The sequence below is a fragment of the Ellagibacter sp. genome (assembly GCF_048412355.1).
Taxonomy (GTDB): Bacteria; Actinomycetota; Coriobacteriia; order Coriobacteriales; family Eggerthellaceae; genus Ellagibacter.
Map to the genome: position 1 here is coordinate 21,630 of NZ_DBFSAP010000051.1, position 14,658 is coordinate 36,287.

A 14,658-nucleotide genomic window follows, 5' to 3' on the forward strand; every position below is an offset into this window, starting at 1 on the left:
TCTCGCAGTGGATGCGAGAGGGCGCCGAAGCTTCTGCAATGGCCGGTATTGAAGAGTCACTACCCGTAGTTGCGGAATCTGAATTCTGGGGCATGTCCTTCGCACCATGTTCTTGCCGTTAGTGCAAATGGGGAGTAATTGCATGGCGGTCCGCCTAAGGGATATAGGCAAAGCCGCTCCGCTTGAGTCGGGATACTCAAGCTTCTCACTTAAAGGAGGGACTAATGAACGGTAAGGAATTCACCGTTTCAGAGGTTGTAGACCATTTGGGAGTTAACGGCCACACGTGGCTTATGTTCTTCCTCATGATCTTCGCTATGATTTTCGATGGTTACGACTTCATGGTCGTTAACACCACCAACCTGTTCGTTGCACATACGTTCTGGCCCGACAACCCGAACCCGGGTGCTCTCATGGGCTCGCTCACCACGTGGGGCCTGCTCGGCATGGTTCTCGGCGGCGCAGTCGGCGGCATCATGTCCGACAAGATCGGCCGTAAGAAGATGCTGACCATCGCTGTTATCTTCTATGGTCTGTTCACCTTGCCCCAGGCTTTCGCGAACGACCTCGTGTTCTTCGCAGCATTCCGCCTGATCGCCGGCTTCGGCGTCGGCTCCTGCATCCCCATCGTCACCACCGTGTTCTCTGAGACGATTCCGTCCAAGCAGCGCGGCGTCTTCGTGACGATCGGCATGGCGGGCATGGTTGCTGGCTGGGTTCTCGCTGGCGTTATCGGCAACCCGATCTGCAACACTGCAACCCCGATCCTTGGCGGCTTCACCAATGAGGTCACCTATCTCAACGCTGACGGTTCCTCCGCTACCATGTACGCCAACTGGCGCCTCTGCTACCTGATCGGCGCTCTGCCCATCATCTACGGAATCGTGCTTCACTTCTTCATGCATGAGACTCCGCACTGGTACGCCAACGCTGGTCGCATGGAAGAGGCTTGCAAGGCTCTCAACCATCTTCAGCGCTCCGCTGGCCAGGAAGAGACCCACTTCGACCCGAAGCTTCTCGTCGTTCCGCCGAAGCCTGCCAAGACTTCCCCGAACATCCTGTTCTCCAAGAAGTTCATCGTCCCGACCGCTGCTATCTGGACCGGTTACTTCGTTGGCCAGTTCTGCGTGTACGGCATGAACGCATGGCTGCCCACCTGGTTCAAGGGCATTGGCTACACCCCGTCTGAGGCTGTTGCTCTCCAGACCTGGAACAACGTTGCTGCTATCGCCTCCAACTGCTGCGTCGGCTTCGTCGCTGACCGCATCGGCCGTAAGCGCAACCTTGCGTTCTCCTGGATCTTCTGCATCGTCGCGATCGTCATCTGCTCCGTGTTCGTTGTCCCGAACAACTTCGGTCTGTCGATCGCCCTCATGCTCCTCTTCGGCTTTGCTCTGAACTACGCCATCACCGCTGTTCAGCCGCTGATGCCTGAGTCCTACCCGACCGCAATCCGCAACACCGGCGTTTCGTGGTGCCAGGCGTTCGCCCGCTTCGGCGGCTCCGCCTCCTCGATCGTCCTCGGTGGCATCGCTGGTATGGCTATGTTCCAGACCGCCGAAGGCGCCACGAACTGGTCGATGGTTGTCCTCGTCCTCATCGTTCCGTTCGTTCTCGGCTTCATCTGCTGCCTCCTGTTCGTTAAGGAAACCGGCGGCAAGTCCATGGACGAGCTCGCTGGCGACGGCAAGACCGATGCTTCCGACACCGGCATGACGAACTTCATCATCATGCTTGTCGTGATCGCGTTCCTGTTCATCACCTGCATCGTGTGCCCGCTGGCCGTCCAGGGTTGGTCGAAGAACCCGATCGCTCTGCCTCTCATGGCAGTCGGCGTTCTGCTTCCGTTCGTCTACTTCTTCATCTTCGCTACCCCGTATCGCAAGGCTTACTTCGAGAAGTAGCGCAAGCTTGAAAAGTAACCCATTCGGTTGCATCGAGAACCCCCGCTTCGGCGGGGGTTCTTTTGTTGTGCGGGCAGGGCAGGGGCGACATTAACCGCCTCCGGGCGCTAGAGTGTTGCTGCCAGGTGCCACCTGCTCCTGAAGAAATGCTTGGAGCATATAAAGAAGGCCTCGGGTTGCGATGTCCGAGGCCTTCTTCGATTTCTCTAGTTTTAGGTTGCAGTTTGGCGTTCGCCCAGCTAAAGGGATGGGTGCTAGCCGAGAGGATTGCCCTCCTCATCGTAGAGCTTCTCGTAGGGAACGCCCTTGGGCTGGATGAAGTCGAAGAACTTGCCGAAAGTGCCGCGTTTCTTTCCGCCGCGCTCGTCTTCATCAGGGTCGCTTAAGCCCTTGTACTCCTCTTTGATGCACATGGCCACCGTGGCCTCAACGGCAATACGCAGCGTCGCCGTGTCGCGAGCGGTTACCTCGAAGCACTCGCCGTGGTCCTTGAACAGCGTCTTGCGAACGTGGACTTCGTTTTTCTTCTTTTTGATCTGGAAGAAGTCGACCGGCGGTTTGCTCACGCTGCCGTGGATGTCCCACAGCATGCCCTCGACATAATAGTGCTCCTTGATGACGCGGGTTTGGAACTCGTATTCGAAGCGATCGTGGCGCAGATAATAGTTGAGTGCCTTGTTGTCGGGTCTGATTTGGCCGATTTGGCCGCCCATGCGCCCGATCATCGCGATGCGGTCGGACTCTTTCTCCCAAGGGCCCTCGAAGCGCAAAGCTCGTTCTCCGTCGCTATACCAAACATCGAAATCCTCGTGTTTCGCGATAGCGTCGACGGGGAAGTACATCTTGTTGAACTTGGGCATAGAGCTCCTTCGGTAGTGCCGAAAACGTTACTAAAAGTATAGTGCAAGACGTGATTTCGCCGCTTTAGGGGTCGGCAATCTCATAGATTTAGCTTTAAAAGCTACCGTTATTCTTGCTTCTCGATTTTATCATAGGAATGCCCCATATAGTGGATTATGTCCTATACGTTTTCCCAGATAAGACGAGGAAATTCAACCTCGAAGGATGATGGTGAAAATATGAAGACATCCCATTGTGATGATGCATTTCCCGCCTCGACCTATAAACTAAAGATGCTTTGATAACAGAGCTTAGATATCGATTGCTCAATTAACGGATTGGGAAGGTCCAGAGCAGCCGATGGCTACGTTCGGACAAAGCGGAAGGTAATCGAAGCGTCAATCCGGCGGGGATGGCGTTTTGAAAAAAGGATGTCCGAAGTTTTGGTATGAAGCCGAATCTTCGGGAAGCTACAAAGGAGGATTGTTATGTGTTTTCGTCCTGCAGACGCATCGGCTGGCCCGAACAAGTGCCCGCACTGCGGCAAGACCATCCAGGCTATGGGCGGCATGGTTCTCAAGAACTGCCCCTTCTGCAAAGGTGATCTGACGGCTGCTGCTCCTGGCGCTCCGGCTGCCCCCGGTGCTCCCGGTGCCCCGGCTGCTCCTGGTGCCCCTGCGGCTCCCGGTGCCCCCAAGGCTCCTGGCATGTAAGAAGCCACTCGTTCCGCAACGTAATAGTTGTAGTACGATTTTTCAAAGACTGGTCCAGAAAGCTTCTGAACCAGTCTTTTTTTTATTCCCCGAAATGTCCTCTAAGGTACAATGAACTGCAGGAACAGCGTAAATTCAGCAACGCAGAAATCATTGCCGGCATAAAGGAGGAGCTGTGCAGGTTAAAGACAGAGTTCGCGAGGACGATGGGGACAAGCAGGAATTGGTTCTGACCCTGGTTGCGTCCGCCGACGAAGTGAAGGAAGCGGCAGACAAGTTCTTCGCTGAAATCGCTCAGCGCGATATTCCTGGGTTCCGCAAGGGCAAGGCGCCTCGTGCGGTTCTCGAGCAGAACGTAGGTGGCCACAAGAACGCCATGGGCGGCGTCGCCGAGATGCTCATCAACGAAAAGGCTTTCAAGGCGCTCGACGACGCGGACGTGATCTTCGTAGGGGAGCCGGATTTCAACGTTGATAACGACGTTGTCGAGGGGCAGTCGTTCACGTTCACCGTCTCTGGCGCCGTGGTGCCGCAAATGAAGCTTTCGAGCTACGACGGCGTTTCCATCGAGATGCCGCCCGACGAGGCGACCGACGCGGAAGTCGAGCGCCAGCTTAAGCACCTCCAGGATGTCTACCATTCCTTCGAGAAGATTGACGATCCCGATCATGTTGCGGAAATGGGCGACGTGGTCTCGGCGGCTGTGACGGTCACGCAAGACGGCAATGCCGTGAACGGCCTTCGCTATGCAACGCGCATGATCGAGTTGGGCTCTGGCTCTATGCCCGCGTCCTTCGACGAGCATCTTGTCGGCAGCAAGCTCGGCGATACCCTCGAGTTCGACTTCGAGGCGAAAGACGACGAGGGCAACACGCAGTTCGGCGATGGTCAGTTGCACGCTAACGTCGAGATCCAGGAATTCCGCCGCAAGATCGTTCCCGAGATCGGCGACGAGCTCGCGGCCAAGGTGGGCTGCATGGACGCCGAGGATATGCGCAAGCAGATGCGCCACCAGATCAATCAGCACAAAGAAGCCGAGCTCCCGGGCCTTATGGTGCAGCGTGCGGTAGACGCGCTCGCCGATCGCCTTGTGGGTGACGTTCCTCAATACTACGTCGACTTCATCCGCCAGGACGTCGGCCGCGAGATGATGCAGAGCTTCGAGAAGCAGGGCACCTCTTTGCAGGAATGGCTCCTCAACAACAACGGCAAGGCCGATGAGATCAAGGAGAACGTGACGCAAGAGGCAATTCGCCGCGCCCGTATTGATTGCGCCCTCGAGGCCCTCATTGCCGAGAAGGGCATCGAGGTTACCGAGGAAGATATTGAGAAAGAGCTTGCCCAGGAAGACGACGCCATCGCAACGCGCGAGAAGTGGGAAAAGGCGAATCGCATGGCCGAGCTTCGCAAAGTCTGCCGCCATTCGAAGGCCTCTCGCTGGCTTGTGCAGACTGCAGAAGTGACTGTGGTTGACGAAGAGGCTTAAATCAGCATAGGAACGCTCAAACGCGCTGCGGCACCTTGGCCGGGCGCCGGAAAAGGGAGATAAACATGGATCTTGGATCTACCGTAACGCTCGTCTACAAGGGCACGTTGGAGGATGGCACTGTTTTCGGTTATGCGACCGAGGAGAACCCCATGGTTTTCCAAACGGGAATGGACATGGCGATTGACGGTTTCGAGAAGGAAATCCTCGCCATGGAAGGCGTCGAAGGCGAGAAGAAGACGTTCACCGTCGGCCAGTACGAGGCATATGGCGAATACCTCGATGACTACGTCGTTGTCATACCGACGCACCAGATTCCCAAGCGCGACATCAAAGTGGGCTCTCGCTTGTGGATGGCCAACGACGAGGGCGAGCCGACGCTCGGCACCGTCATCGAGATCGAGGGCGGCAACGCCAAGTTCGACTTGAACCACCCGCTCGCAGGTAAGGACCTCACCTTCGAGGTAGAGATCAAGAGCGTCGAGGCGGCACCTGAGAACTTCATCTCGGAGCACGAGAAGCGCCAGCACATGAAGGAGCAGTCGAAGCTCCTCGGCGGCGACCAGGGCGAATCCTACCGATAGCGCATAGCCAAAGCCGCACTTCCATTTCAAGTGAAACAAAAGGCCCTCGCAGATGCGGGGGCCTCCTTGCGTCCTGGGAGAGCAGAAGAGAGCCTCGCTCAGGCGAAAGAAAAGCCGCTGCAGCTTTGCAGCGGCTTTCGCGTGTTAGGTGTTGTAGGGCGCTTACAGCGCTTACAGCGTGACGAAGTTCTCGGGGAACTGCTTGTTCGCGTTCAGCACGTCCTTGCTCGTGTCGCCGTAGCGCAGCCACTCGGTGTCGGTTGCCTTGCGCTTGATCATGGCGTTCTCCATAATCTCCTTCAACGCCTTGGTCTTGCGGGCGTATTCTTCCATTTGCGGAAGACGTCCGTCGAGCTCGATCTGACGGCGCTTGTAAGCCTTGTCCTGGATGGAGTCGCCCGGAATGATGGCGTAGAAGTCTTCAGCCTCGAGCGTGTAGTTGGCATGGTCGGCGTATGCGGCCAGAGCGGAATCCTCCTTCAGGCTCTGGATGGTGCGCTCGCGAACGTCGGCGTCGAGCTGCTCGGGCGTAATGCCGCGCTGCTCGCAGAACTCTTCCTTCGTCATGCCTTGACGGCTGATCATCTCTTCCATACGCATCGTTGACGCATAGAGGGAATTCTCCACGAGGTCGGCGGGAAGCTCCTCCACGAGGCGCTTGGAGAGTTCCTTGCAGATAGCGTCCTGGTCGGCAAGTTCCTGAACCTCGCGATTGTCGCGATACATGTTGTAACGGATGAAAATCAAAAGCTCGTCGACCGACTTGAAATCATCGCAGTGGGCGTTGACCCAGCCGTCGGTCAGCTTCGCCTTCTCGCCTTCCTTGCAGATGTTGATCTCAAGCCAGCGGACAGCGGTCTCGCGAATCGTGTCTTCGGGAATGCGGACTTCCTCGGCGATCGCATAGACGGGATCGTAAGAAGTAAGGGTGAATTGCTGAGTGGCCATAGTGCGTTCCTCCCCAAAAAACCGGGCCGTGAATCAGGCCCGGGACGTGACGTGGATATCTTCATACGTAATTGGTATCAGACAGCATGAATACCGCTTCTTATTGTACCAATGGATGGTGTCATGCAGCGTGTGATTCCGCGCCTTTTCCTACCCGATTTCAGGGGAGCGAAGCGAAACGCTAAAAAGTTGAAAAATGGACATGCCGTTCGCGGAATTTTTCATGACCAGGGGAAATAGCGGGTTGGATTGAGAAAATCAACCTAATAGGATGAGGTTGAACTACTCAAAAACAACCCGCTGATTCGATTCCATGCCCCGTAATGTCTCTAATATGAAACGTGCCTTGAGGCGGTGACGCAAGGAAGCAAGACAGCGGCTTCCAAGCGACCCCGCTCGGTAAATGTGGAGAAAGAAATTGGCGAGGGAAAAGGAAGGAAGAAGACTATGGCATATGGTAAGCAGTGGCGTACCGAGCTTGAAGACGGTACCGTAGTCACTCGTAGCAACACTTGGTCTCCTCCGGGATCTCACCCGGTTGGATACGGTGTCAAGGTCGTTACGAAGGGCGATCAGCTCATCCGTATCGAAGGCGACGACGATAACCCGATCACCACTGGTCGTGTTAACGCCATGAACCTTGCTCTTCGTGAGTACACCCATTCTCCGAATCGCGTCATCTACCCGATGAAGCGTGCGTTCGAAGATCGCGGCAAGGACAAGTGGGAGCGCACCACTTGGGACGAGGCAATGGACACGATCTGCGAGAAGGTCCGTTACTTCCAGAACACCTACGGCCCCGAGTCCATCGTTTGCTTCGGTGGTACCGGTCGTGAGGCTTGCATCTACTACTACGCGCTGACGTTCTCCGTTCTGCAGTCCCCCAACTGCTGCTACACGCAGTCTGGCTGGTCCTGCTATGGTCCTCGTTGCTCCATCTCTGACTACGTGCTCGGCGCAGGCTATCCTGAGCTCGACTACGCTGGTCACCTGCCCGGTTCTTATCATGACCCGCGTTACACGCTGTCCAAGTGGGTTGTGGTTTGGGGCAAGGAGCCGCTGCCCTCCAACGGCGACGGTTTCTTCGGCCACTGCCTCGTCGACATGATGAAGCTTGGCACGCACATCATCTCCATCGACCCTCGCATCACCTGGGTCGGCGCTCATGATGGCAACATCAACCTGCAGGTTCGCCCGCAGACCGACACGGCTCTTGCACTCGGCCTCATCAACCTCCTCTTCGAGAACGATGAGTACGATCATGAGTTCGTCGAGAACTGGATCTACGGCGTTGACGAGCTGAAGGCTCGTGCCGCTGAGTATCCTGTGGACAAGGTCGCCGAGATCACCACGGTCGACGCTGAGGAAATCAAGCGCGTCGCCCACATCATCGGCACCGAGCGTCCTATCGGTTGGGCTTGGGGTCTGGCATTTGACCAGAACAAGAACGGCGTTCAGCTGTCCCAGTCCTTCATCATCCTGGCTGCTATGTGCGGTTCTATCGACCGTCCTGGTGGACTTACCCTTGGTCCTCCGTCGGCACTTCTCGGCAAGTGGCGCATGGAGCAGCGCGGCGCTATGACCGACGAAGTTTGGTCGAAGCGTATCGGTGCTGCGCAGTGGCCTGGCCTGTCCACCGGCATGGCTACCACCCAGCCTGACGAGACCCTGAACACCATGGAGACGGATCAGCCGTACGCTCTGAAGATGGGCTGGTTCAACAGCTCCAACTTCCTGACGCCGACCTGCTCCGCTCAGCCGAAGCGTTGGCACAAGGCTCTCCAGAAGCTCGAGTTCGTCGTCATCCAGGACCTCACCCAGACGCCGACTTCCATGGCTCTCGGTGACTACTTCCTGCCCATGTCCACCTGGGCTGAGCATGATGGCATCGTCCTCACCCACTATGGCCGCAACACCGTGTTCATGGGCCCCATGAACAAGGCTCTCACGGTTGGCGAGTGCAAGTCCGACATCGAGATCTGCCTCATGTTCGGTCAGCGCCTCAACCCCGAGTGGTGGCCGTGGTACAAGCCTGCAGACGGCAAGTCGCTTGACCTTCCTGCGCTGCAGCAGGCAGTCGAAGACTTCTTCAGCGATCAGCTCAAGGAGCTCGGCTTCGACTGGAAGACCTTCCAGGAGCTCGGCCTTTATCAGCCTGGCGCTCATGGCTTCGAGTACGAGAAGTACGCGAAGGGCATGCTCCGCTTCGACGGCGCTCCCGGCTTCAACACCATTACCGGTCAGATCGAAGCCTACTCGATTCTTTACGAATCCTGGGGCGAGGATCCGCTGCCGTACTACGAGGAGCCGAACTACAGCCCGATCAGCAAGCCCGACTTGGCTGGTCAGTATCCTCTGATCACCACCTCTGGTTCTCGTCGCTACAGCTCCTTCCATTCTGAGCATCGTCAGGTTCCGTCCCTGCGCCAGATCGATCCGTGGCCGTGGTGCCAGATCAATCCTGAGACCGCTGCAGAGTACGATGTGACCGACGGTGACTGGATCGAGGTCTACAACATGTTCGGCGAGGCTCGCTTCAAGGCTGAGATCACGCCGGTCATGAAGCCTGGTATCCTCAACTGCGCTCACGGCTGGTGGTTCCCTGAGCAGGACGGCGAAGAGCCCAACCTGTTCGGCGTTTGGAAGTCCAACTTCAACAGCCTCGTGCCGCATCAGAACATTGGTAAGCTTGGCTTTGGCGCTCCGTACAAGGGTGTTATGTGCAACATCCGCCGCGTCCATAGCCTGAACTCCGACGACTAAGAAAGGAAGTGGCATAAATGGCAGATCAGAAGTACGCACTGCTCGTAGACTACACGTACTACTCCGGTAACCATGCCGCCGAGATCGGCTGCAAAGAAGAGCTTGGCCTTCCTCTCGAACAGTTCGGTATCAAGGAAGTTCAGGTTGGTCCCTTCAAGAAGGGCGAAGGTAATGACGGCGACGCTTGGGAGTGGTTCTACATTCCTTGCCCGACGTCCATCTTCTCCGAGCATTGGGGAACCAATGGCGACAAGGCTGGCCAGCGTCCGCTCGCTGTCCAGGTCGACGAGTCCGCTTCGATGTACTACGGTACCGTCGAAGAGATGGTCGCTAAGATGGCAGAGTTCGATCGTCCGATGGTTCTCTTCCAGCTGTAACTCTTTAGTGTGTTAAGATGTCCGTGGTCGCTAGGCGACTGGCGACCATGGCATCGTGTGATAGACCAATAAGGAGGGATAACATGACCCGCGATGAATTTTTTGAGCTCGACGCTGCTGCTGCAGCTGCTGAGCTGAACGCAGGCCTCGAGGCTGGCAAGAGCAAGGACGAAGTCCTCGCCGATCATGGCATTGCTCAGGCTGACCTCATGAAGGCTCAGATCTTCTTCGTGAAGGACAAGTTCATTGCTCGCGCTTGGGGTGGATACACCTCTACGAAGCGTACCGGCAATGAAGCTGGCGACACCGCTAATGGCGTTGGCGACTCCGATCCTTCGAAGGGCTACAACGGCATCTAGTTCCCTCCAGGGGATGTTTTTCTAGGGGCCTGATTTAAGCTCACTTAAGAACCTCTTCGCAAGAAGGGGTTCTTTTTTTGTCCCGAAAATGCGGATGAAACGATTTCAGCCATACTGTTCCACTAGCTTCGACCTGCTCAAATGGCGATTTTCCAATGCTAAGATACATCCATCAGCAGAGTTATGCGTTTTCGCGCTACCTACTCAAGGAGGATTGCTTTCGATATGGCTATGACGAATGAAGAGGAAATTCGCGCTGAAGTTGAAGAGCTCGGGCGTCTTACGGAAGCTCAAGAAGATATTCTGTACAACATTGCTTTGAAGCAGGACGAGCTTGGCCGCGAGGCGACGAATATGTTGCTTGAGAAGGTTGTCGACAGTGAAATCTATCAGCCGATGATCGATCGCGAGATGCTAACCTACGAGGTCTTCAACAAGGGCGGGAAGCACGAGATTGCTTGCTTGTACGTAACCCTCAAGGGTATGCGCTATTGCATCACGTTTGGCGATGAGATTTCCTCTCGTCGCCCGGTCGACCCTGCTGGCGTTCCCCGCAAGTAATCGCATTTTTCGAAAACGGCCCGACACCCTCGCGTCGGGCCGTTTTGTCTATTCTGGGGAATGCAATGGGATTGGACGGGGTTTTGGATTGCCCCTTGTGGCGCATTGCGTTCGTTAGTTGATAGTTGCTTTGAGGTGCGGGAATGGCAGATGGTCTTTTAGGGATTCCTTATATCGCCTATGCGAAAGCTCAGGTGAATCGTAACAAGTCGCTCGATGTTAGCAAGCTCGATGTGAGCTTTGGAGGCTTTACCCCTATGCCGCTCAATGACGGAAAGGCGACAAGGGAGCAGGTCCTTTCGACCGAAGCGCGAATTCGTGAGCGCCGCGAGGCTGCTCTGCGAGCGCAGGCGATTCAGGATGCATGTACTTCTGAGCTTCTTCATTTCGCTGATGAAGCTGGAACCGATTGGGAATACGTCGTGCTGTCGGAATCTTCGATTCGTATTGAGCGCTGTTCGCCTGCTGTAGGCGAGCTTGTGATTCCCGATGCGATCGAGGGTTTGCCGGTTCGCTCGCTGGCGCCCGATGCCTGCTCGAGCTTAGAAGACGTGACGTCGATCGTCGTACCGGAGGAAGTGAGGTTTATCGGGGGCTGCGCTTTCCGCTTCTGCAAGCGTTTGGAATGCGTTGTGCTGCCATGCAACCTTGCCACTTTCGAGTCTGACTGGTTTCGTGGATGCCCTTCGCTTTCGAGGTTGCGCATGCCGGGGCTTTTGGAAGAGGTTGGACCGAGCTTGTTCGACATTCCCCATCTCGAGTACGTCGAGTTCGGTGCGGCGCTTTCTCGCGTTGAACCGGGAACGTTCCAGAAGAGCAGGCTGATTGGAATATCGATCGATCCTGAAAATCCCTGGTTGCAGACCGACGGCGTTGCAATCTACTCAAAAGACGCCAAAACGCTCGTAGCGCTTGCGTGCCCCTTGCCATCGTACGCCGTCGCGCCTTCGTGCACGACGATTGCGCGGAAAGCGTTCAGCTCCTTTGACGAGCTAGCGCAGGTCGACCTGCCGAGCAGCGTCGAGGAAATAGGCCCCTACGCTTTCGCTCGTACTGGGGTGCGGACCTTCCAGGCTCCTTCTGCCTTAAGGGAAATCGGGGAGCGCGCGTTCTTCGCCTGTGCCTTCCTTGAGAGTGTCTCGCTCAACGAGAAGCTGCAGGTCATCGGGGCGGATGCGTTCAGCAATTCAAGTATATCAACCTTAAGGATTCCGAACAGCATTGTCGAAATCGGATACCCTGTTGCTGCACGAACAAAGCTGGTTTACGCGGGCGAGGGTGCAACGTTTACGATGGAGCCCGGTTCGGAGCGGCTCATGCTCGACGAATTTGGCGCCCTCTATGAGCTTCAGGGCGACGGCATGAAGCTGCTGTGCCTGTTCGATGGCGAGGCGAAGCGATTCGAGGCAGCGGAAGGGACGACGGAGGTGGCCCCGGGGGCGCTGCTCAACCATGCGGCGCTCGAAGAAGAGGTGCTGCCCGAAGGCGTTCGCATTATCGGTGCCGCTGCATGCAAGGGCTGCCGAGCGCTGCGGCGCATTGTTATCCCGGAGGGCGTTGCCGAAATGGGCGCTGAGGCGCTTATGGATACGGCTCTCGAATCGCTGCATATCCCCGCATCGCTCGAGAAGATCGGGGAGAACGCGCTTGTCACCTACAACGCCCACAATGGAAAGCGCCGGCCGACACTTCGCGAGGTTACGGTGGCGCAAGGCAATGCGCGCTATGAGGAAAAAAATGGCATGCTGCTCGAGAAATGGAGTAGCGGCCAGGCCCGTGTCGTGGTGAACACCGACTCTCGGGAATGCGTGAGAATCCCCGAGGAGGTCGTCGCCATTGCGCCGTACGCTTTCAATGGTGACAGGAGCATTCGCGAGCTCTACCTTTCCAATCGAATCAAGCTGGTGGGAATGCGCGGCCTTGCCTTCCAGTGCTTTATCGAGCTGATCCATATCGACCTTGAAGAGCCGATTGAGGGTCACACCAGCTTTGACGTGCGCTTTCCCGAAATCGACCGAAGCGTCAAGCAGATCGAGCTTGCATTCAGCGTCCCCGACCATGTGAGCGTTGAGGCGATTCTCGACCATTACGACGGGTCGATTGTGAGCGGCTCGAGCTATGACGCGATGGTGGACGGTGGCATCGGCATATACGACCAGAGCAAGATGATCATCGCGCGGCTGAAAGACCCTGTTCTCATGACGCCTTCAAACAAGAGCATGTGCGATCGCGTGATGAGGAGCAACCTCGTCGATATCATCGTGCAGGCGGCGCGTCATGATGATCGGCAGGTCGTGGATGACATGCTTGATTTGGGCTATCTCACAAAAGATAATATCGATATCGTGGTAGAGCGCGCGGGCGATGTGCAGGATGCCGCGATGACGGGATACCTTCTTGAAGTGAAGCGCCGATTCTTCGGCAGCCAGTTGATGGACTTCGATTTATAGGGGGGCGGCATGTCGGCGCAGGAGACGATAGCTGACGCGAAGCTTGCGCGTCGCGCTCGCGAGGACGAGCTCGCCCGGGACATTCTCGACGAATGCCGCGTCCAGCTCATGCTGAAGTTCCGCTTCCTGGACATGGCCCTTTGGCGCATGGAGAACTTGCCGATTCGGGCGGGGGCGCGGTATCCGCTGACCACGGATGCGCGCCGTGTGGCCTTCGACCCGCCGCGCGTGATCGCGCGCTTCGAGGAGGACTTCGACGAACTCATCCGCGACTATCTGCATATGGTGATGCACTGCATCTTCCGCCACCCGTTCGATAAGGACCACCGGAATCGGCAGGCATGGAATCTGACGTGCGATATCATCGCCGAGAGCGTGGTGCTCGATATGTGCGCGGGGCGATTCTCCTCCCCACAGGACGCTGAGCGGACCGAAGCGCTCGACAGGATAAAGATGCTTACGGGAAGCCTTCTTCCCAATAAGGTATATGCGCTGGTGAAGGGCATGGTTCTCACGCCTTCTGGGCAGCAGTACCTCGGGATGGGCCGCTCGACGCTCAACGATTGGGTTGCCCTGTTCGAGAGGGACGATCATTCAGCATGGCCGTCGAACGTCGACGAGGATGCGCCTGCCGAGCGCCGTGAAGCTCAGAAGCCGGAAGAGGTGAGCGAGCGCGAATCCGGCGAGGCGCCCGAGTCCGACGACATAGAGCTTGAGTCTGCGGGCGGCGCCGACGAGCCAACCGACACGGACGATAAAAAGGATGATTCGCAAACCGAACAGGCGGAAGATGCGGCGGACGATACCGATGATGCTGAGGATGGAGAAGGCGACAGCGCTGAGCCCGTTCCGCTGACCAGCGATGACGAGGAACGCGAGCATTCCGAGGACGACGAGGCTGAGCGGGAATGGGAGGAAATCTCGAAGGAGATCGAGATGAACCTCGAGACGTTCTCGAAGGAGTGGGGCCGCGAATCGGACAGCCTGATGCAGCATCTGTCAGTGGCGAACCGCAAGGTGTACGACTACACGGAGTTTCTGCGCAAGTTCATGACGATGAACGAGGAAATGCTGCTCAACCAGGACGAATTCGACTACATCTACTACACCTACGGCATGGAGCTCTACGGGAACATGCCCCTTGTCGAGCCGCTCGAGTACAAGGAGACCGATCGGGTGCGAGAGTTCGTCATTGCTATCGATACGTCGGGATCGGTACGGGGCGATCTGGTCCGTCGCTTCATCGAGCACACGTTCGACATCCTGAAGGAGTCGGAAACCTATACAACCGAGGTCAACGTGCATATCGTGCAGTGCGACGCGCGCGTGCAGTCCGATATGCGGATCACCGATATCGGCGAGATCGACAAGCTCATGGAGGACTTCGTCATCAGGGGGTTCGGCGGGACTGACTTCCGTCCAGTGTTCGACTATGTCGAGACGCTGCGCGATCGCGGCGAGTTGGCCGAGATGAAGGGGCTTATCTATTTCACGGACGGCCTGGGGAGCTTTCCCGAAAAGCCGCCCGATTACGACACAGCGTTCGTATTCATGGACGAAGAGGGGCGCGACCTTCCGCCAGTGCCGCCCTGGGCGATGAAGGTCGTCATCGACGAGGCGGGCATCAATCGGTTCAAAAGCCAAGGCATCCGCTAACCGCGGGCGCGTGAAAG

Annotated in this window: 12 protein-coding genes; 10 read left to right on the forward strand and 2 right to left on the reverse strand. The window is 56.8% G+C overall.

Annotation, left to right across the window (positions count from 1 at the left end; genetic code table 11):
- Positions 1-224 precede the first annotated feature (224 nt).
- On the forward strand, positions 225-1,904 hold the full coding sequence (locus ACMRQN_RS08115) for an MFS transporter (protein WP_418734565.1): 1,680 nt from the start codon (positions 225-227) through the stop codon (positions 1,902-1,904).
- Positions 1,905-2,158: 254 nt separating this feature from the next.
- Here the strand turns inward: ACMRQN_RS08115 and ACMRQN_RS08120 are convergent, their stop codons facing one another.
- Positions 2,159-2,764, reverse strand: coding sequence for a hypothetical protein (locus tag ACMRQN_RS08120; RefSeq protein WP_296060776.1), 606 nt, complete (start codon positions 2,762-2,764; stop codon positions 2,159-2,161).
- A 468-nt stretch (positions 2,765-3,232) separates the two neighbouring features.
- On the opposite strand from ACMRQN_RS08120, the gene ACMRQN_RS08125 reads away from it, so the two are divergent.
- From ACMRQN_RS08125 to ACMRQN_RS08135, 3 genes are all read left to right on the forward strand, one after another.
- Positions 3,233-3,457 (forward strand): hypothetical protein, encoded by a 225-nt coding sequence (locus ACMRQN_RS08125; protein WP_170264496.1) that lies wholly within the window; start codon positions 3,233-3,235, stop codon positions 3,455-3,457.
- A gap of 175 nt (positions 3,458-3,632) precedes the next feature.
- Positions 3,633-4,943 (forward strand): trigger factor, encoded by a 1,311-nt coding sequence (gene tig, locus ACMRQN_RS08130; RefSeq protein WP_418734566.1) that lies wholly within the window; start codon positions 3,633-3,635, stop codon positions 4,941-4,943.
- 65 nt (positions 4,944-5,008) lie between these two features.
- Complete coding sequence (locus ACMRQN_RS08135) at positions 5,009-5,527, forward strand: FKBP-type peptidyl-prolyl cis-trans isomerase (RefSeq protein ID WP_418734567.1); 519 nt, start codon at positions 5,009-5,011, stop codon at positions 5,525-5,527.
- Positions 5,528-5,698: 171 nt separating this feature from the next.
- On the opposite strand, the gene ACMRQN_RS08140 is transcribed toward ACMRQN_RS08135, so the two are convergent.
- Positions 5,699-6,475 (reverse strand): hypothetical protein, encoded by a 777-nt coding sequence (locus tag ACMRQN_RS08140; RefSeq protein ID WP_418734568.1) that lies wholly within the window; start codon positions 6,473-6,475, stop codon positions 5,699-5,701.
- A 447-nt stretch (positions 6,476-6,922) separates the two neighbouring features.
- Between ACMRQN_RS08140 and ACMRQN_RS08145 the strand changes: the two genes are divergently transcribed.
- The 6 genes from ACMRQN_RS08145 (at position 6,923) to ACMRQN_RS08170 (ending at position 14,641) form a co-directional block, all read left to right on the forward strand.
- Complete coding sequence (locus tag ACMRQN_RS08145) at positions 6,923-9,238, forward strand: molybdopterin-dependent oxidoreductase (RefSeq protein ID WP_418734569.1); 2,316 nt, start codon at positions 6,923-6,925, stop codon at positions 9,236-9,238.
- Between the two features lie 17 nt (positions 9,239-9,255).
- A complete protein-coding gene (locus ACMRQN_RS08150) occupies positions 9,256-9,615 on the forward strand; it encodes an oxidoreductase (RefSeq protein ID WP_158048851.1) in 360 nt (119 codons plus the stop codon).
- An 83-nt stretch (positions 9,616-9,698) separates the two neighbouring features.
- Positions 9,699-9,974, forward strand: coding sequence for a hypothetical protein (locus ACMRQN_RS08155; protein ID WP_158048850.1), 276 nt, complete (start codon positions 9,699-9,701; stop codon positions 9,972-9,974).
- 225 nt (positions 9,975-10,199) lie between these two features.
- Positions 10,200-10,535 (forward strand): hypothetical protein, encoded by a 336-nt coding sequence (locus tag ACMRQN_RS08160; protein ID WP_277013509.1) that lies wholly within the window; start codon positions 10,200-10,202, stop codon positions 10,533-10,535.
- A gap of 143 nt (positions 10,536-10,678) precedes the next feature.
- On the forward strand, positions 10,679-12,985 hold the full coding sequence (locus ACMRQN_RS08165; RefSeq protein ID WP_418734570.1) for a leucine-rich repeat protein: 2,307 nt from the start codon (positions 10,679-10,681) through the stop codon (positions 12,983-12,985).
- A gap of 9 nt (positions 12,986-12,994) precedes the next feature.
- Positions 12,995-14,641, forward strand: coding sequence for a VWA-like domain-containing protein (locus tag ACMRQN_RS08170; protein ID WP_418734571.1), 1,647 nt, complete (start codon positions 12,995-12,997; stop codon positions 14,639-14,641).
- Positions 14,642-14,658: the final 17 nt, after the last annotated feature.